The sequence below is a fragment of the Nostoc sp. NZL genome, assembly GCF_015714705.1.
Lineage (GTDB): Bacteria > Cyanobacteriota > Cyanobacteriia > Cyanobacteriales > Nostocaceae > Nostoc > Nostoc foliaceum_A.
On the sequence record NZ_WBKL01000116.1, the window covers coordinates 20490 to 36221 of the forward strand.

Here is a 15732-nt window from a genome sequence, read left to right on the forward strand (position 1 = left end):
GCTATACCGTAGGCGATCGCACATTCTGACTATCCCCAAAACCATCATGAATTTCAATGACTAATGCACAATCCCAAATTGATGAGCTTTTTAAGCTTCTTGAACCGCTAAACAAAACTCAAGGAGAGCATTCGGTCAGTGTAACTTTCAATCCCGGCATGAAAGGTGGAGTTATTAACTTTATGCTGGACTGGAAAACTTTCATCGGTGAGCAAGAATTTGACAATATTGATGAAGCAATAAAATTTGCATACTCTCTTCAAAAGAAAGCAGGTATCGATTCTATTAGTTAATAAAATTAATTAGTTTTGTTTTTATAAAATGTACTACGGTTATCGTTGTTATACCAAAGAAAATAAGCCTTTGGGTTGGCTCTACACATTTGATAGTAATACTGAATATGCTTGGACTAATAAAGATTTACGTTTGTGCAAGCGTTGGAAAACTGAACGGGGTGCAAAGAAACATTTTGATCATTGCAACACACGTTGGCAGTTCAAAAGTCAAGGAGGTTATCTCAAAATTGAAGTTATGCCAGAGTTTTCTGAACATAAGTCTTCTGCTAAGTCTAATCAGCAGCGATGGAATGAAGCCAATCGTGATGCACTTTACCAAGCCCAAGAAAATTACAACCAAAAGCGTCCTGTAATGTCATTTCGTCCAAAAGCCGAACTGTTGGAATGGCTGGAAGAGGAACGCACAGTGGATGATAATGCTGAACCAGAAACTGATGCTTCACTTCTAAATCGTAAATTAGAAAAACTTAAGAAATTAGAACAAAAAGGATTTTAGCGATTTATTTAAGGATAATTAAAATGTCAAATAAAATATTAAATTTTGAATTAATTGAAGGACTACCAGAAGAATATGGAACTTATTTCTTATTATTAGAGGATGGTTCTATAAAACAAGGATATTTCGGATCTTTTCCTTATCCTCATCATCAAGAAGAGATTGCTAGAGTTGCTAACTGTGAAGATGAAGAATTTCATTATGAAAAATGTGTTGGTTGGCTAAAACCTATAGAATGATTTGTTTTAATACAACGATTTATATATAAAATAAAAATATGAAAATATCTATGTAAAACAATGAAAGCAGAAGAATTAAAAACTATAATTATTAATATTCTTGACGAAAAGCCAAGATTTTTTGATGGTGTTTGCGCTAAGGATATTAAAAACTTGCTTTTAGAGCATTACGAAATTTCTGTAAGTGAAAGAACAATTATTAAAGTAATGATGGAAATAATAGATGAGGGTCAGAGTAAATTTGGTGGCTCTGGTTATGTTTGTGGTGATGATAGTACACTAACATGGGCGGATGAACATAGTAATGCAAATTCAAAACTGAGAGGATTACATAAGTATTGGTGGTTTAATATTTAGATAATAAAAATATAAAATCTTGGACATTAGTTATGATGTATTATTTAATCTATACTTTATAAGTTTCATAGTTTTGTAGATACAAAAAAATTAATTTTATGAGTAATAAAGAAGCGATAAATGAAGTATTTAAAAATCAGAGATACATGACCCCAGAACAGCTAAATATTGCTCAGGAATTTCAGAAGACGATAGAGGCTGAGTATGCGCTTTGTGCTGGGGAAATGAAAAAAGCTAAAAAAGCAGCAGCATCTGGAGCTACATCAACTAACTCAGATGAAAAATTGTCAATAAACTATGCCTGTTTAGAAATTGATGCGATTCGTGAATACTGGTTCAATCGGCTAGTCAGCCTCATACAAATCATCGAACACCGAAATCCACAACTTGAAAAAGAACTAGCAAATAAGTATTTAAATAATGAGCAGTAACTTAGACCGTCTGTTGGCAATATTAAAAGAACAAGCAGACTTGATTGATAAACTTAACACACGTTCTGACTTTCAATACAAAAGTACACAAAGGCTAGTTTTGGATTATGGTAAACCTTTTGTAACTCAGGTTAAATCACCATTTAAAGGTGAACGTAAAGCTTGTTTTGAAAACTGCTACAAGGCATTATGGGACTATTCGCAACTAAGTTACTGTGAAGGGTTTGCTATTGATGATGAGTTAGATTTTGCAGTATCTCATGCTTGGTTAGTTAATAACGCAATGGAAGTAATTGACCCTACATGGATTGGAAATAAGTTTAAAGGCAGTACTTATTTTGGAGTAGTTTTTAATAGAGAATTTGTGATGGAGATGGTAGAAATTACTAAAAGTTATGGAATCCTTGATAGTGACTATATGAATGAACACCAACTTAAACAAGAAGGTTTTCCACCTCACGCCCTTCATCCCGTATTTCATTCTTCTGTAAGTGTGCCTGAATAAAACAGTTCTGGGTGCGATCGTATTATGCAAAATTATTCTGATTTAGTCATCTGGAAATTGCCAAGATGAAATACTTTCTACATCTTTGCTACTGCATTGAATACAAGTAACATCAAATGCTGAATCCATCCACTCATAACCGCAAGCACGACAATGACAAAAAATATTATTACGGTTTGCATCTTTTATACCCTGATGCCATTGTTGTAGTTGGTCTGGATTTTGAAAAGGAAAATTATCAGACATTCTCGTAAGCCTCTTATTGTTACAAAAAAATTTTACCCAAACGGTTGCCCCCACTGCTCCCACATTTCCTTGTTAAATGGCGATCGCCACTTCAAAATTAAACTCAATTCCAACTCCTGCCGTGCGCGTCGGTCAACCGGAGTGTCCCACCAAAACGCGATGTTAACTGCTGTCTTTATTCCATAGCGATAATGCAAATCCTGGTAGCTGGCTATGTAATCCTTGCAGGCGTGAATCCCTTTCCAGCGCTTGTTACTTCTGCAAGTTTCCCCTACATATAAAATCAGGCCAGCCGCAGAGTCAACGATGAAGTAGAGACACACATCGCCGGGGCTATCTGCTGGCATTCTCCAAAAAGAGAGCGATCGCACTGACAACTGCAACGGATCAATCCTGTCTGGGCCGCAGTGCGCCGGGGCTAGATCAAATAATGCCGTCTGTTGTGGTGGCTGAATTTCCCTTACTACCTGCTGATAGTCAAAGATTTGCGCTTTCCACTTCAGCAGTACTGCCTCGCTCATCACCAGCGCCTCTGTTCTAGGTGCTGGTGTGGGTTTCACTTCTGGAAATAGGTTTAGCTGGTTGGGTTCCAAAGTCATCACTGGGAGTTACAAAGCAGATTATCTCTCAGAACTGAATCGAGTAAACCTGTTAACAGCTGTAGTTCTCTTGGAAAGTGAGCGATCGGTTATTCTTCGGACTTCAAATTGTGCTTTTTGATTATTTCCTGGTTCTCAGGTTTATTGAGCCAATCTTCTAGAGCCTCAGCGATCGTATCGCTTAGGTTTTTATCTTTGAGGGCTACTACTGCCCGAAACAATCGGTTTAACTCTGGAGAAACATAGCCCCGTAATTCCTTCTTCTCGCTCATCAACCTTGCACAGCGTACAACGGCTTAATTTTTGCACAGCTTTTTAGGATATTTTGATTTAGCGGTTTATCCTATTATCCGATTGTCCTATTTCGGCGATATGATTGTGAGTGTTGCAACGCGCAACGGCGAAGCGATCGCCCCTCGGCTGGGCACCAAACAGAGCGATCGCGGATGTTTACCCCCATATTGGGAGACTAATAAATGATGACACAAAACTTTTTGTCAGGTGCTAACAACCCCACCACCAATCAAACATCCTCTGAAGCAACCCCTCTTAAAGAACCGCTCAAACATCTGTTGATTGGTTCTTCTAAAGCTGTAACTAGCACAATTCACTACTTGCAGGTGATTGGCTATGCAGATGTTGGAGATTGGAGTCCTTTACTACCCAGTCCTAATCCTGGTGAAGTCATGAGCATTTTGAATAGACCTATTGTGGTGAAATAGTCGTCACGCCAAATCTAAGTAATAGATGCCTCCAAGCGGGAGTTATTTTTTGGCGGTAATTTGAGAAGGTCAAAAGTGCGATCGCTTGACCTCCAGTTCTGTGGAAAGGGAGCGATCGCCCTTTATCCCTTCATTCTTAGAGAAAGCCCCCAAGCCAGATATCGGAATGTACCGCCCTTTTTCAAAGAGGGAAGCGGGGATGCTCTGATGCGAAAGGGAGAATAATAAATGATTGTTCGGACTTGACATTAATCATGAGCTAAAATATTTAGTATTTTTGTACTAAAAGTAGCTATGAGCGATGAGCAAAGAAGACATTTTAGGTCAAATATCTGGCGAAGATTGGATAAAAAAAGGTGGTTTGGATGTTCCCGACGATATTTTTAGCGCCTTAGAGAGTCCGTTTGATTGGTTCGACGAGTTAAAACCTATCAGCTTTTCCAGAGGAAATTTACCCACCATAGAAAATATACTTAGCTACTTTTCTGAGAGCGAGATAAGTAATATCGTAAAAAGTTCGTCCATTGAAATGTTACGAACTTCCTACGGTATCAACAAGTGTTTTAATTCCAAGGTGTACAGTAATTTGGCTGCAAAAGGCGACCAGCTTGCAGCTAGTTTAAAATTAAAAACTCGTGACCTTCAGATTTATCAAGCCGCTATTCAAGCAAACAATTTATTCTTGAATGTGGGTTTGTTGAACAAGCAAGTTAGTTCTAGCAGTTATGACGGACAAATGGGAGAGGTTTCAATTTATCAGAAAGTTAAAGCAGCAGAAATTAACAATAAAGATTGGTTGCACAGTCTAGCAGAGAAAATTCAAGAGAAAGCAGTTCAGATTTTAGAACCTCTGCTTGACCAGTTACAAGAACGGAAAGATTCTATTCCAGAAGAAGTAATTAGAGGTATTCAGATTGTCAGGGAAAAGGTATTAGACGAATTTGCAAAATTCTATATTGATTTAGAGAAAAGTTTATTAAAGATAAAGAATGATTTTGCTGAGGGCATTAGAGCATTGAAGAAAAAAGCTCTAGACCCTTTTCTGGCTGACATGAGAGAGTTAAGGAAAAAAGTACTAAATCCGGCAATTAAAGATTTTCGCAAACTTATAAACAAACTTAACAAATTATTGGCAATAATAAAAGACGAAAAATACAAAAATGATTCGGTTGGCGGCTATACAATTTCTTCAAGTTTCTCACCCAGCGCGATTGTTCCTGTTGCTTCGCCGAGTGTTATTGATGTGATTGGCGTGGTAAATGCGATCGCTTCTGGATTGCTGCAAACATTCATCCTCAAAGGCGTAGCTATCCCCGCACAGTTAGCAGAAGCAGTAACTAAAACAGTGACTAGTCTTGTTCTGAAGGGATTAAACGCATCTGGGGCTGAAGCAGTTCGCTACATCGCCGGAGGAGTACTAAGAGGTGCAAAAGACTTACTTCCCGCAGTATTTAATAATACTGGAATGTTTGCAGGAGCTTGGAGTTTTCTAACTTCATGCGCTCCCTACATAATTGCCGCAGCAGTGATTATTATCATTACGATTAAGTTGAGTCAAAAGGCTGATATCGGTAACTGGATAACAGTATTAGCAGTAGGTAATAACAATCAGGAACCTGATACAGTATTTGCTAGACTCCTTGGTGATGCTCAAGAAAAGCTTAAGGACTTGGGCAAAATTAAAGAAGATTTGATTCAAGAAACAGGGAAACAGTATGCCAATATCTACGCATTTTCATTTGATGGAGATGCGAGGAAACTATGTATTGATATGAGTTTGGCTGTACCAATTCCTATGAAAGATGAAATAGCTAATACATTATGGACTGAGTTTTCTACAAATTTTGATTTTTTGAGTAAAGAGTAAAGAGTATGAGTATTCAATTTAAAAACACGAGATATTTACCAGATGCCTCTCAGGGTAGAATCGAGACTGTTTCTGAGTGGCAGGTGTGGAGTTGCAAGAATAAAAACTGGTCAGAAGCACCTGTTGTTGTTAGCCGCAATATATTACTTGCAGGACTTCACCCTAAATTAGAATTTTGTATTGGGGAAATTGAGAAAACCGAAACTAACCCGCGATCGCTAGACTCATTCAAGCCAAAGGGATATGAGGCTGCTTTCTTTTTGGATATGGCAAGTGGTTCTAGGAATCACGGGAGATTTACGTTTACTAATAAACAGACTGTAGGTAAGAAATATTACGGCGAGGCAGCCAAAGACCAATGGAAACGCATTATCTATGGATCAATTCTGCACACTGGCTGTAAGAAAATGGTCTATCAACAAATGAGATTCATCGTCGTTGATGATGAAGCTAAAGATGATGATGGCAATTTCTTGGATGACCAAGTAAACAATATTCACTGGGAAAGTGGTGATTCTCATGCCAAAGCTAGTAAACGTCTGATGCAACTTTTGGGCTTACCTGCTGACCCAGATGGTGATAACAACTATGTAGATGAAGGTAGACCCCTACAGTTTCGCGCTGCTTTGTGGGGTGAGTGGATTGGCAAGGGTACAGTTGCCTACAACCCCAAGCTTGATAGTTTTGGTGCTGATTTAGTAATTCCACTATCCTCACTCAAGGGCAATAAACCGACACTGGGCAACCATGAAGGCAAGATTCTCATGGGTTTGGTGTTTGAAGCAGAAGAACGCCGCGCAAAACCAGGATGGATGTTGTTTCAGTGGTTTGATTTTGAAACTTTACAAAAAGATAAGATTATCAGTCGGCTAGAAGAAAAGTGCGATCGCCTATCCAAAGCCTACAACAGCATCACTGACCTAGCCGAAATCCTGAGAATCGACCAGTCTGAAGCTGAAGCCGAACTTGAAGAAGGGTCTGACAAGCTTCAATCGGAAGCTGAGTATGAGAACACAATGATCCGCATCATCCAGGCAGACAAACAAGGAATATTGCTGCTGCACCCCTATGTTGTGCGGCGGGTGAAAGAGCGTATGCAAGCTGTCTGGTTGAATTTAGCTAAGGCCGCAGGTGTGCGGTTCTATTCACTTATGGCACAACCTGACGAATTGCTAGCTCACTACCATATTGTTCTACCTGATGGACGAATTAAAGGACGAAAGGTATTTTGCGCTCCTGACTTTGAAGAGGGCGAGTACATAGTTTTCTGTAACCCCATGCGGCACTGGGGCGATTGTCAGCTGTGGGAGAACCTTCATGAAGGAACTTACATCAACAGCACTGGTATTATGGCTGCACCCCGTTTACTTCTTCTAAACCTGGGGCGCGATACCGATGGGGATTTTATTCAACTTATCAAGAGCAGTGCGTACCCAAATATGAGGGAGGCGATCGCTAACTTTGATGAACCTCCAGCAACGAAGAAATTTCCTAAAATGGCACTGACTGGTAACTTACAACAAATTGCCATCAACTCAATGAATGACTTAACGGGGATTGTTGCCTCGCTGTTGGCAAGGGCGCGTTCTGGCGGTTGTGAGCAAATCGTTTTAAACATTCCTGCTGGGGGTGAACAGAAACAAGATGAGGAAATGCGGATTATCGATTTTCTCTCTCAGCAGGTGCAAATCGCGGTTGACTCTCTCAAGAGTGCTTACCCCAATAACATCAATGGCTTAGATGCTGTTAAAGCGTTTCTGAATGAACAAGGCGCTGAGTCTCCTTGGCTCAAAGACTTCAAAGAACCAGCCTGTTACCGTGACCGTCCTTGTGCAGTAAAAGCAGATGCTCTTGATACCGTATCCCGCATAGTTCAAACAGTTAATTCAAAATGGAAAGCACCAGACCTCCGGCTTGATTCCTCACCTAGAACTTACGAAAAGGTTTTGTTCAATGATGTAAGTTATGCACCGGAACAACTAGCGATCGCTATTTCTCACCGGGACACCTACCGAGATGCAATGCGAAAAGCTATTGAATGGAAAGAAGGCAATGATGGGTCTACTAGATTAATTCGGGAAACTGCGGAGGCAACAAAGGCCAGTAAGCAAAACATTCTGGAAACTGCCAAACCTGACGGCACTTTCTACGAAGCGATGTCTTGGGTTAGTGCCTACTGGACAGTGGCACATCAGGCGGAAACTGGCGATGCTGGATTAGTGTTTATGATCTTCGCTGACGAAATTGTGGAAAAGCTCAAGAACTCTAAACCAGAGGAAGCCAAGGTTATTATTTGCTACGCAGTTCAGCACGGTTCTTGGTCAGCACCACAAAAAAACCCTTGGAAAGGGCAAGAGGTAATGGTTCGTGCTTACATTCGTGAAGTTTCTAGCAAGCAATATCTAGCCCTTGAGATGAAATGGGAGGGTGCAAAAACTCAAATCGGCTGGTTTCACTTAGGAAATATTGGTGAAAAATATCGTCCCTATATGCTCCCAGGAATTACTAAAACCATGAAGATTTACTCAACTAGATTCAAGGATTCTAAAACAACTGAAGTTACACTTTTTGATCCAAACATGACCGAAGAAGAAATCAAAGACTATCTTTTCTTCAAATAGCTATAATTAGCTATAATCATGTGAAGGTTTTGCGTTTGTTTTCTAATTATGAACTCCCACTTATCTGAATACATTCAGTCTTCAACTGGTTACAACAAGACAACTGTTGATAGCATTCTTGAGTCTTTCATTAATTTTGTACAAGTTTCACTTCGTAAAGGAGAAAATGTCAAACTAGAAAAATTTGGGGTTTTTTCTCACAAAGATTTACCCGAACGTGACGGCAGAAATCCCAAAACAGGAGAAGCAATTAAAATTTCTGCCAGACGAAAGGCAGTGTTTAAATTTGCTAATACATTTTCGATTGAACCTGACCCTGCTGTTTCACAGTCTGTATTGCCAGTTGAGCAAAATAAAACCGAAGTTTCTAAAGTCCCCCCACCAATTCCACTAGAGCTACTAGCAAGTGGTACTGAAAACTTGTGGCATATACAAATCAATGGTCAACCTGTTGAAGTGCCTGAGTCTCAACTTGTTGCCAAGGGGTTAACCGAAACAACTCCGTTGTGGAGTGAGCGCACTGGTTGGAAACTTGCTCAAGACATCCCTGAACTAGGTTACTTGTTTAAAAAAGCTGCTTAGTTTGATGCAGAAAAAATGAACCCTCCGGTCAAATTAAGGAGGGTTATATTTTGGGCATTAATTTGTAGAAAAAGAATTAAAAAAATACCCTGAACCAAATTAGTCCAGGGCTATAGATGGAAATGGGCTGTCAAACTAGATGCAATTAGGTCTGAATTAACAGAGTCTGTGCGTAAACAGTTTCGCTACCTACTGTTCCGGTGATAAACAAACCAACTTGTGCATCGCTTGGGCTGTCAACGTACCATATCTTTGCATCTGTTAGTTGCTTGAATACTTCATACAATTGCACGTAGTACTCAACTGCTTCAGCTTCGCTAGCTAGGCTTTCTAAAGTTGCAGTTCCAGCATCAACCATATCACTCTGATTTTTGAGTTCTGCGATCGCATTATTGGCAAGTGGCACAAACACTTCGTCCAACGTCTTACTAGTGATAATGCGATCCTTGGGAATGCTATTAGAAGTTGCACCAGCCTTAATGCGTAAACTTCTATCCAAAGACAAGAGTTTGTCACTGTCAATAACTGCTTTTGTTCGTCCAGGCTTTAGCGGTGAGTCACTTTCCGATTGGCCCCAAAAGTTATAATCTTTCAGGACTGCATTTAATGTTTTAACTACCAAACTTGCAGTTTCAAAAGCCATTTTGTCTCCTGATTTTGAGGTAGGCTTTAACTTTTAACACTGCCTAGTTTAGCAAAGGTAGTACAAATTAACTATATTTTAAACATTTCTTTTATCCTGAATTAATCTTGAATGATTCGAGAAAATACCGGATGTCTCAAGCTTTTTATAGAACTACTAGAACTATTAGTGATGCCCATATAAATTACCTCAATCTTAGCTCCAGTATATTTGGATTGATTAGCCCAAATATCTAATCTTTCTGCATCAGTAAATCCAGTGCCAACTTTGGATTTTACCGCAACTTCACCTGCCTTACCTTCAACAGAAAGTTTTCCCAGGCTTTTGGAATATTTGCCAGTACCTTTGTGAAATTCCGTGACAATAAATGTGCCCTTCTCAAAGTTTTTGACTTTCAGTAGGTGTTGCGATCGCCCCTGGTAATAGGCTACGTCTGGATGCCTTAGCATCGTTCCTTCATCGGAAGCACCGGAATCTTTATTAAGTTGGTTTTGAGTTTGCACAATCACCGGATTAGTTTCGATAACTGTATACGGCACTGCTACGACTGCCGATTGACCATCAGGAATTATTTCTTGAATTTTGCTAACCATTGCCTCTGTATTCGCCCAGGTGGTGTTGTCTTTCCACAGACCGAATACATGGAACTGAACACGCTGTTTTTGGGTAATGTCATAGCCTTTGCGATCGCGGACTATTCCTGATATGACATCAAATTTTTCATCAGTAATGTAAAGCTCTCCGTCAATAACATAACCAGCTTGTGCTATCTGGGCGCAGACATTCTCGATATGTTCAAGGCCAACATATTTTGTTTTTAACGTCCGGCTTATTAATCCTTGACCGGGAATATATAACCCTCGAATTCCATCCAGTTTTGGGGTTGAAAACCAATTGTTAACGCTATAGTTTTTAGTCGGGCTATAAGTATTTGCAAGCTGACAACTAAACATAAATATTGTAGTACAGATGTTCTATGCTAACTTAAAAAAATCCCTCGCTGATTTCAACGAGGAATAAATTTTCAATTGCCAAAACTAAGCCCATTTACTAGCGGTGACTATCATTTCACCATTTGATTCTGTCTGAGATTCAATATCAAAACCTTGGGCAATTAGGGCAGCGATTGCGTTCTCTTTGGCGTACCAAGGAGTTAGGGTTTCCATAAATTTCTGGGCATCACGCTTTGAACCATCACGGGTTAGAAACTGAAACTCTCCAGAATCACTAAGTTTAAATCCAAAATCGTAACCTCCTTGATAGTTTTGCACTCGTCTAATAACAAGTTCTGCTATCTTGCTATTCCCAAAAGGATCGTGAATATCAGTGTTATGCTCCAGTTTTGCTCCTTGGAGAATGCCATTAAGTCCATCGTCAATCATTTCAATTAGAACTTTCTCAAGAACTTGCGGGTTTTTGATAGTGGTTCTGATATGGGTTAGGTGAGACATTATTCTGCTCCGGTAAAATTGATGAAATTGGGCGGGTCAAAGGTGTTATAATTTCAAAAATTGGTTTTTGGAAGTAACGGACAGCTTCTATTACCTTGCGATTACATTGGGGGCAAAAAAGCTTTCCATCAAAAGCAATAGTGTTTAATATATTTCATCATCCTCATCTTCATAAGCAATCCCACAACAAGGGCAACAAATAGGCAAGTTTCCAGGATTTATATCTGGGTCAGACTCTATTTGATGTTCTCGCTCCTCGTCAGAAAGGCTGTACCAATCAGAGAAATCAGCACCGCAGTGGTAGCAATAGTAATTTTCAGAACTATTTGAATTAAGTTGCTCGTTAATTATTTCTAGGGATTGCTCCAATCGCCCTAGTTCTGATGGGTTTTCAAGATAGTTTACCAATCCTGTTAAAAACGCAGAGTATTCATGGCTTGATAGTGGTTCAGGAAACTCTAAATGTTCTGGTTCTGCCACAGGTTCTCATCCTCCTGATTTTCGATTGGTTGCTGATTGTATTCAGGTAGAACTTCTTGCGATCGCACCTCACCCAATGCCTTCTCTAACCCGGCAGTGAGTTCTGTACAACTATTACCAACTCCATTAATCACGCGCTCGGTGATAGTACCGTCTTTGGCGATTGTTATTTGAATTTGTCGATATTGCATTAATTTTCTCCTGTTCAGATATTCTCTTTCTGGCTGTGGCAAAGATATTGCCAACTTTAAAGTCTTTTTGGAATCTCAGCCTATCGTAGGTTCCTTGAGGTAGAATTTTTAATTTTTCAATAAATTCACAGCAAGGCTTGAAACCGAGATTGTATTTAATTGCTATTTCTGCAATATTAACTGCTGTAAATTTATGATAATTTTCGACAATAGCAGTTGCATCTATCTGAATTTGTCCAGATAAACTCTCAAAAACCAGTCGAGAAAACCTCATATATTCTTTTCTTCTGGAAGTTTTCAGGCTTTCAGTCAAAGTTATTTGATGTTCGGTTAAATTTTGTTTAAATTGATTCATGTTGAAAGGTGGAAGCGACCCACCAATCACGCTAATTACTTAGATTGATGCTGTCCAAGTTTTAGGGGAAGCATTACTCACTGGATTTTTGTTGATATTCAATTGAGATAATCGCCTCGTAAATCTCAAACAATGCTTCAATTGCATCACCCAAAACTAAATCATTAGATGTAGTGAAATATTCACTTTGTTCTAATTTCTGGTATTCTGGCAACGCTGACAGCAGCTTGAGATTTTCCTCACTACCTCGAATAATTGCTTTTATTTGCTCAACTGTTATAGTTTTATTCATGGCTTTACCTGATGTTTTTGAGAAGCATTAACGTTCACTTGGCAACAGCAAAACTTTGTTCTCTAGATAGAGCTTGATTGTTTTCAGTGGAAAGTCAGTCAATATAATTTCCTGCCTAACTAATGGCTTAATTCCTGCATTTGGAGTATCTTCCCAGCAAGTTAAAACAGCATCTTTCCCTGGTTTTGGCTTGATAAATTCATGCTCTTTACCAACGACTAACAACCAGAGTTGAAAATCGTAACTTTGGAGCTTTCTTTGGTAAGAGGCAATAGCATCAATTAGCCAGTATGCCTGCGCCTCATCTGCAAGAAATTTCACTCCATCAGTAAAATGAAACCCTAGAAAGTGTTTGTAATAGCTTTCAGTTCCCGTGAATTGCTGTAGCTGCTGTTCAAGTTTCTGGGCTAGTTCTTCTTGAGCTTGCATGATAAATCCTCAATCATCAAATTCAAAAAGCGACAGCATTAGTTACAAATATTCTATGAAATAATCATCGTCATCCTCTTCAAAATCGTCTAAATCTTCTCTAACTTCTGCCTCGCAGTTTTCACAGACTCCCTCTATACCACCATAAATTACAGCAAATTCAAATCTTTCAACACCACCCCAAAACTGACCACATAGGTAACAAAAACCATGTTCACGAGCGTGTTTAGTGCAGTAATATTCAGGATTTTCTGTCACCCCTGATTCAGTTGGGTAAAAGCATTCTGTAACGTCTGTGCTTTCACAACCTGGATGTTGACATTTACTCATTTCAACTAGATTATTCATCAACTTCCAAAAGTGATGTTTCTTCACTGTTCACACAGACTCTAGAACTGGCACTTTTAGCACCACTGCGTTCTGCCCATTTGATTAATGATTGAATTTGAACCCATGCGATTTGAGACAAGGGAACGCAGCCAGCGATCGCATCTAACAAATCCCCCTCTGTAAATTCCTCCCCCCTGCTAAACCCTTGCTGCATTGCCTCATAAATCACTTGCTCAATCTCCGCGCCTGAGAAATCCCTACCACGAGAGGCGAGTAAGTCAAAATCAAACTCGTTATCAATAACCTGCTGCGGTCTGAGTCTGGAAAGATGAACTCTGAAAATTTGCGATCGCTCTTGTTGATTGGGAAGGTCAAGCCAAAATAGTTCGTCTAACCTGCCCTTGCGTAACATTTCGGCTGGAAGTAGCTCGACATTATTGGCAGTGGCAATGATAAAAACCGGTGCCGTTTTCTCCTGCATCCAGGTGAGTAGTGTTCCAAATACACGGCGGCTAGTTCCAGAATCACCATCAGAACCGTTGGTAATATTGCCAAATGCTTTGTCCAATTCATCAATCATCAAACAGCAGGGAGCGATCGCCTCAGCCAGTCTAATTACCTGCCTCACCCGTGATTCACTTTCACCAACAACCCCCCCAAATAACCGCCCAACATCCAGCCGCAGGAGTGGCAGTTTCCATTCAGCCGCAATGGTTTTAGCCGAAAGTGACTTACCTGTGCCTTGAATACCTGCAAGTAACACCCCTTTAGGAGCGGGTAAACCATATTTTCTAGCCCTATCACTGAAACTTTGACTACGAACTTTTACCCAAGCTTTCAAATTCTCCAAGCCCCCTACAGACTCCAGTCCAGCTTGCACGGGAATAAATTCTAAAATGCCTGTCTCGCATACTGCTTGGCGCTTTTCTTCAATCACGGCAGCGATCGCACTTTCATCAACCTTTCCCGACTTGGCCAAACATTTTGCCAGCACCCGACTGATGCGGCAGCGGCTCAATCCCTGGCAAGCTTTGATTAATTGCTCACGGTCTGGTTCAGTAATCGCGGTTTTCTTGCCAACTAAGTCATTAATGAGGATGGAAATTTCTGTAGCAGTAGGCAATGAGAAATCTACAATCGTAGTTTCTTCACGCAGTTCCAGAGGTAGCCTGAGTTGGTCGCTAAGTAGTACAAGTGTGCGCCTGTCTCGTGCAATGTCCCGCGCCAAATTCTTAATCTCTCGAACCAGAGGCAATTGTGCTGGGGTAATTTGACCGTTGCTGCCAGGGGCAATCAGAGTACAAATGTCTTTTAATACGAATAACGCCACCTGATCCGTTGGAGATTTTGCCACACGCGCCAAGGCATTCATCGGGTTGCCCTTGTCCTGTCCAGAATTGTCTGACCAACCACGGGCATAGTCCCAGAAATAAATCTGACCCTTGCGGGATTGGGCGATCGCAATTAATTCTTTCTCTGCTATCTCTTCCTCTGGCGTGACTACGTAAATCAGAGGAAATCTAGCAGCCAGCATCAATTCAAGTTCTGATTTTTCACCAGCTTTACACCCTGCTTTGCTTTGCATACAGCAGTTTCGGCTGTTATGAGGTACAGTAGCAGCAATTAGCAAACCAATTTCTTAAATGTTGAGGATTTATTAAGTCGAGTGCAACTGATATTATTTTATCAACCATTTCTGTTGTAGTTGGAGCAAAACTGCGTAAAAAAGATTTAAGTTGTGACCACCATAATTCAATTGGATTAAAATCGGGAGAATATGGGGATAAACAAAGAACTGAAGCGCCGACAGCTTCAATCATTGGCACAATTGAATCGAGTTTATGTGCGGATAAATTATCCATAACTACCACTGCTCCTGACCATAACTCTGGCACTAGAAACTTCTCAATAAATAATTCAAAAGCTTCGCCATCCATTGAATTATTCATTGTCATTAATGCAACTACTTTTTTAATACTAATTGCTCCAATTACTGTAACTTTTGATCCCCGATAGAAGGGGTTAAGAGAGTAAGCTCTTGTTCCAATTTGTGAACGGGCATGAGTCCTTGTTAAACCAAGTAAAACGCCAGTTTCGTCCAAAAATACTAAATTTTCTGGCTCTATATGTTTGACCTTTTCCCAAAAATCTAATCTTAAATTCAGGACTCTCTCCGTGCCTGCTTGGGTACTCCGCTTTGTTTTTTTTTCCGATTTAATCCTAATTTCTGTAACGCCCGACACATTGCACTTCGACCTACCCAATTACCAGTCTTATCTGCGAATAATTCACATAACTCTATCAATGTTGCATCAGGATGTGATTCAACTAATTCTCTCAACTCTATGTCAGCATTTGTTAGATGACTAAATTGTGGCTTTCCTCGTGGCTTGCATTGTAAGTTTCCTTCAACTTTTTGTTGTTTTACAAGCTTTTGGACTAAACTCTTTGAGACGGAAAATATATTAGCTACTTTCCTGATTGAGATGTTTTTCTGAAGATGTGCCGCAACTATTTTTTCTCGAAAATCGACAGAGTATGACTTCATTTAAAAATATTTATATTTTAATCTAGTGTACCTTATAACAGACGGAAGTGCT

25 protein-coding genes are annotated in these 15732 nt (G+C 39.9%); 11 read left to right on the forward strand and 14 right to left on the reverse strand.

What is annotated here, in order from left to right:
* Positions 1–56: 56 nt before the first annotated feature.
* The 6 genes from F8R90_RS15925 to F8R90_RS15950 all read left to right on the forward strand — a co-directional run bounded on the left by F8R90_RS15925 (position 57) and on the right by F8R90_RS15950 (position 2324).
* On the forward strand, positions 57–293 hold the full coding sequence (locus F8R90_RS15925; RefSeq protein ID WP_196511546.1) for a hypothetical protein: 237 nt from the start codon (positions 57–59) through the stop codon (positions 291–293).
* 28 nt (positions 294–321) lie between these two features.
* The gene (locus F8R90_RS15930) at positions 322–792 is read left to right on the forward strand and encodes a hypothetical protein (RefSeq protein WP_196511547.1); all 471 of its coding nucleotides are present in this window, start codon (positions 322–324) and stop codon (positions 790–792) included.
* 23 nt (positions 793–815) lie between these two features.
* Positions 816–1031, forward strand: coding sequence for a hypothetical protein (locus tag F8R90_RS15935; RefSeq protein ID WP_196511548.1), 216 nt, complete (start codon positions 816–818; stop codon positions 1029–1031).
* 60 nt (positions 1032–1091) lie between these two features.
* Complete coding sequence (locus F8R90_RS15940) at positions 1092–1388, forward strand: hypothetical protein (protein ID WP_196511549.1); 297 nt, start codon at positions 1092–1094, stop codon at positions 1386–1388.
* Between the two features lie 98 nt (positions 1389–1486).
* Entirely contained in the window at positions 1487–1819 is a 333-nt protein-coding gene (locus tag F8R90_RS15945) for a hypothetical protein (protein WP_196511550.1), read from the forward strand.
* The gene (locus F8R90_RS15950; protein WP_196511551.1) at positions 1809–2324 is read left to right on the forward strand and encodes a hypothetical protein; all 516 of its coding nucleotides are present in this window, start codon (positions 1809–1811) and stop codon (positions 2322–2324) included. The genes F8R90_RS15945 and F8R90_RS15950 overlap by 11 nt, the downstream gene beginning before the upstream one ends.
* Before the next feature lie 42 nt (positions 2325–2366).
* On the opposite strand, the gene F8R90_RS15955 is transcribed toward F8R90_RS15950, so the two are convergent.
* The 3 genes from F8R90_RS15955 to F8R90_RS15965 all read right to left on the reverse strand — a co-directional run bounded on the left by F8R90_RS15955 (position 2367) and on the right by F8R90_RS15965 (position 3441).
* Positions 2367–2570, reverse strand: a complete 204-nt coding sequence (locus F8R90_RS15955) for a hypothetical protein (RefSeq protein WP_196511552.1) — start codon at positions 2568–2570, stop codon at positions 2367–2369.
* A 32-nt stretch (positions 2571–2602) separates the two neighbouring features.
* Positions 2603–3169: a GIY-YIG nuclease family protein gene (locus F8R90_RS15960; protein ID WP_196511553.1), complete on the reverse strand. Its 567-nt coding sequence runs from the start codon at positions 3167–3169 to the stop codon at positions 2603–2605.
* A gap of 89 nt (positions 3170–3258) precedes the next feature.
* Positions 3259–3441 (reverse strand): hypothetical protein, encoded by a 183-nt coding sequence (locus F8R90_RS15965; protein ID WP_196511554.1) that lies wholly within the window; start codon positions 3439–3441, stop codon positions 3259–3261.
* A gap of 204 nt (positions 3442–3645) precedes the next feature.
* Between F8R90_RS15965 and F8R90_RS15970 the strand changes: the two genes are divergently transcribed.
* The 5 genes from F8R90_RS15970 (at position 3646) to F8R90_RS15990 (ending at position 8961) form a co-directional block, all read left to right on the forward strand.
* The gene (locus tag F8R90_RS15970) at positions 3646–3891 is read left to right on the forward strand and encodes a hypothetical protein (protein WP_196511555.1); all 246 of its coding nucleotides are present in this window, start codon (positions 3646–3648) and stop codon (positions 3889–3891) included.
* 60 nt (positions 3892–3951) lie between these two features.
* On the forward strand, positions 3952–4116 hold the full coding sequence (locus F8R90_RS15975) for a hypothetical protein (RefSeq protein WP_196511556.1): 165 nt from the start codon (positions 3952–3954) through the stop codon (positions 4114–4116).
* Between the two features lie 76 nt (positions 4117–4192).
* Positions 4193–5758 carry a hypothetical protein gene (locus F8R90_RS15980; protein ID WP_196511557.1) on the forward strand — a complete coding sequence of 522 codons (1566 nt, stop codon included), beginning with the start codon at positions 4193–4195 and terminating at the stop codon, positions 5756–5758.
* Positions 5759–5763: 5 nt separating this feature from the next.
* Entirely contained in the window at positions 5764–8379 is a 2616-nt protein-coding gene (locus tag F8R90_RS15985; protein ID WP_196511558.1) for a hypothetical protein, read from the forward strand.
* Between the two features lie 48 nt (positions 8380–8427).
* Entirely contained in the window at positions 8428–8961 is a 534-nt protein-coding gene (locus tag F8R90_RS15990; protein ID WP_196511559.1) for an HU family DNA-binding protein, read from the forward strand.
* A 145-nt stretch (positions 8962–9106) separates the two neighbouring features.
* Here F8R90_RS15990 and F8R90_RS15995 read toward each other — a convergent pair whose 3' ends face one another.
* From F8R90_RS15995 to F8R90_RS33865, 11 genes are all read right to left on the reverse strand, one after another.
* The gene (locus F8R90_RS15995) at positions 9107–9604 is read right to left on the reverse strand and encodes a hypothetical protein (protein ID WP_196511560.1); all 498 of its coding nucleotides are present in this window, start codon (positions 9602–9604) and stop codon (positions 9107–9109) included.
* Positions 9605–9705: 101 nt separating this feature from the next.
* Positions 9706–10557 carry an ATP-dependent DNA ligase gene (locus F8R90_RS16000; protein ID WP_196511561.1) on the reverse strand — a complete coding sequence of 284 codons (852 nt, stop codon included), beginning with the start codon at positions 10555–10557 and terminating at the stop codon, positions 9706–9708.
* 84 nt (positions 10558–10641) lie between these two features.
* Positions 10642–11055: a DUF1257 domain-containing protein gene (locus F8R90_RS16005; protein WP_196511562.1), complete on the reverse strand. Its 414-nt coding sequence runs from the start codon at positions 11053–11055 to the stop codon at positions 10642–10644.
* Positions 11056–11199: 144 nt separating this feature from the next.
* Complete coding sequence (locus F8R90_RS16010) at positions 11200–11535, reverse strand: hypothetical protein (protein ID WP_196511563.1); 336 nt, start codon at positions 11533–11535, stop codon at positions 11200–11202.
* Positions 11514–11726, reverse strand: a complete 213-nt coding sequence (locus F8R90_RS16015) for a DUF2997 domain-containing protein (RefSeq protein ID WP_196511564.1) — start codon at positions 11724–11726, stop codon at positions 11514–11516. Before F8R90_RS16015 ends, F8R90_RS16010 begins: the two co-directional genes overlap by 22 nt.
* A gap of 428 nt (positions 11727–12154) precedes the next feature.
* Positions 12155–12373: a hypothetical protein gene (locus F8R90_RS16020; protein WP_196511565.1), complete on the reverse strand. Its 219-nt coding sequence runs from the start codon at positions 12371–12373 to the stop codon at positions 12155–12157.
* Between the two features lie 27 nt (positions 12374–12400).
* The gene (locus tag F8R90_RS16025; RefSeq protein ID WP_196511566.1) at positions 12401–12802 is read right to left on the reverse strand and encodes a DUF6876 family protein; all 402 of its coding nucleotides are present in this window, start codon (positions 12800–12802) and stop codon (positions 12401–12403) included.
* Between the two features lie 42 nt (positions 12803–12844).
* Positions 12845–13150, reverse strand: coding sequence for a hypothetical protein (locus tag F8R90_RS16030; RefSeq protein ID WP_196511567.1), 306 nt, complete (start codon positions 13148–13150; stop codon positions 12845–12847).
* Positions 13143–14717: an AAA family ATPase gene (locus F8R90_RS16035; protein ID WP_196511568.1), complete on the reverse strand. Its 1575-nt coding sequence runs from the start codon at positions 14715–14717 to the stop codon at positions 13143–13145. Before F8R90_RS16035 ends, F8R90_RS16030 begins: the two co-directional genes overlap by 8 nt.
* A gap of 16 nt (positions 14718–14733) precedes the next feature.
* On the reverse strand, positions 14734–15375 hold the full coding sequence (locus F8R90_RS16040) for an IS630 family transposase (protein ID WP_196511569.1): 642 nt from the start codon (positions 15373–15375) through the stop codon (positions 14734–14736).
* Complete coding sequence (locus F8R90_RS33865) at positions 15294–15680, reverse strand: helix-turn-helix domain-containing protein (protein WP_196511570.1); 387 nt, start codon at positions 15678–15680, stop codon at positions 15294–15296. Before F8R90_RS33865 ends, F8R90_RS16040 begins: the two co-directional genes overlap by 82 nt.
* Positions 15681–15732: the final 52 nt, after the last annotated feature.

Excerpts from the sequence above, each read along its gene's own strand:
- F8R90_RS15945 (WP_196511550.1), top strand. The coding sequence starts at position 1,487 with ATGAGTAATAAAGAAGCGATAAATGAAGTATTTAAAAATCAGAGATAC.
- F8R90_RS16015 (WP_196511564.1), bottom strand. The coding sequence starts at position 11,726 with ATGCAATATCGACAAATTCAAATAACAATCGCCAAAGACGGTACTATC.
- F8R90_RS15970 (WP_196511555.1), top strand. The coding sequence starts at position 3,646 with ATGATGACACAAAACTTTTTGTCAGGTGCTAACAACCCCACCACCAAT.
- F8R90_RS15925 (WP_196511546.1), top strand. The coding sequence starts at position 57 with ATGACTAATGCACAATCCCAAATTGATGAGCTTTTTAAGCTTCTTGAA.
- F8R90_RS15940 (WP_196511549.1), top strand. The coding sequence starts at position 1,092 with ATGAAAGCAGAAGAATTAAAAACTATAATTATTAATATTCTTGACGAA.
- F8R90_RS15950 (WP_196511551.1), top strand. The coding sequence starts at position 1,809 with ATGAGCAGTAACTTAGACCGTCTGTTGGCAATATTAAAAGAACAAGCA.
- F8R90_RS15935 (WP_196511548.1), top strand. The coding sequence starts at position 816 with ATGTCAAATAAAATATTAAATTTTGAATTAATTGAAGGACTACCAGAA.
- F8R90_RS16000 (WP_196511561.1), bottom strand. The coding sequence starts at position 10,557 with ATGTTTAGTTGTCAGCTTGCAAATACTTATAGCCCGACTAAAAACTAT.
- F8R90_RS15980 (WP_196511557.1), top strand. The coding sequence starts at position 4,193 with ATGAGCAAAGAAGACATTTTAGGTCAAATATCTGGCGAAGATTGGATA.
- F8R90_RS15990 (WP_196511559.1), top strand. The coding sequence starts at position 8,428 with ATGAACTCCCACTTATCTGAATACATTCAGTCTTCAACTGGTTACAAC.
- F8R90_RS15955 (WP_196511552.1), bottom strand. The coding sequence starts at position 2,570 with ATGTCTGATAATTTTCCTTTTCAAAATCCAGACCAACTACAACAATGG.
- F8R90_RS16035 (WP_196511568.1), bottom strand. The coding sequence starts at position 14,717 with ATGCAAAGCAAAGCAGGGTGTAAAGCTGGTGAAAAATCAGAACTTGAA.
- F8R90_RS16025 (WP_196511566.1), bottom strand. The coding sequence starts at position 12,802 with ATGCAAGCTCAAGAAGAACTAGCCCAGAAACTTGAACAGCAGCTACAG.
- F8R90_RS15995 (WP_196511560.1), bottom strand. The coding sequence starts at position 9,604 with ATGGCTTTTGAAACTGCAAGTTTGGTAGTTAAAACATTAAATGCAGTC.
- F8R90_RS16030 (WP_196511567.1), bottom strand. The coding sequence starts at position 13,150 with ATGAATAATCTAGTTGAAATGAGTAAATGTCAACATCCAGGTTGTGAA.
- F8R90_RS15960 (WP_196511553.1), bottom strand. The coding sequence starts at position 3,169 with ATGACTTTGGAACCCAACCAGCTAAACCTATTTCCAGAAGTGAAACCC.
- F8R90_RS16005 (WP_196511562.1), bottom strand. The coding sequence starts at position 11,055 with ATGTCTCACCTAACCCATATCAGAACCACTATCAAAAACCCGCAAGTT.
- F8R90_RS16020 (WP_196511565.1), bottom strand. The coding sequence starts at position 12,373 with ATGAATAAAACTATAACAGTTGAGCAAATAAAAGCAATTATTCGAGGT.
- F8R90_RS15930 (WP_196511547.1), top strand. The coding sequence starts at position 322 with ATGTACTACGGTTATCGTTGTTATACCAAAGAAAATAAGCCTTTGGGT.
- F8R90_RS15965 (WP_196511554.1), bottom strand. The coding sequence starts at position 3,441 with ATGAGCGAGAAGAAGGAATTACGGGGCTATGTTTCTCCAGAGTTAAAC.
- F8R90_RS15985 (WP_196511558.1), top strand. The coding sequence starts at position 5,764 with ATGAGTATTCAATTTAAAAACACGAGATATTTACCAGATGCCTCTCAG.
- F8R90_RS33865 (WP_196511570.1), bottom strand. The coding sequence starts at position 15,680 with ATGAAGTCATACTCTGTCGATTTTCGAGAAAAAATAGTTGCGGCACAT.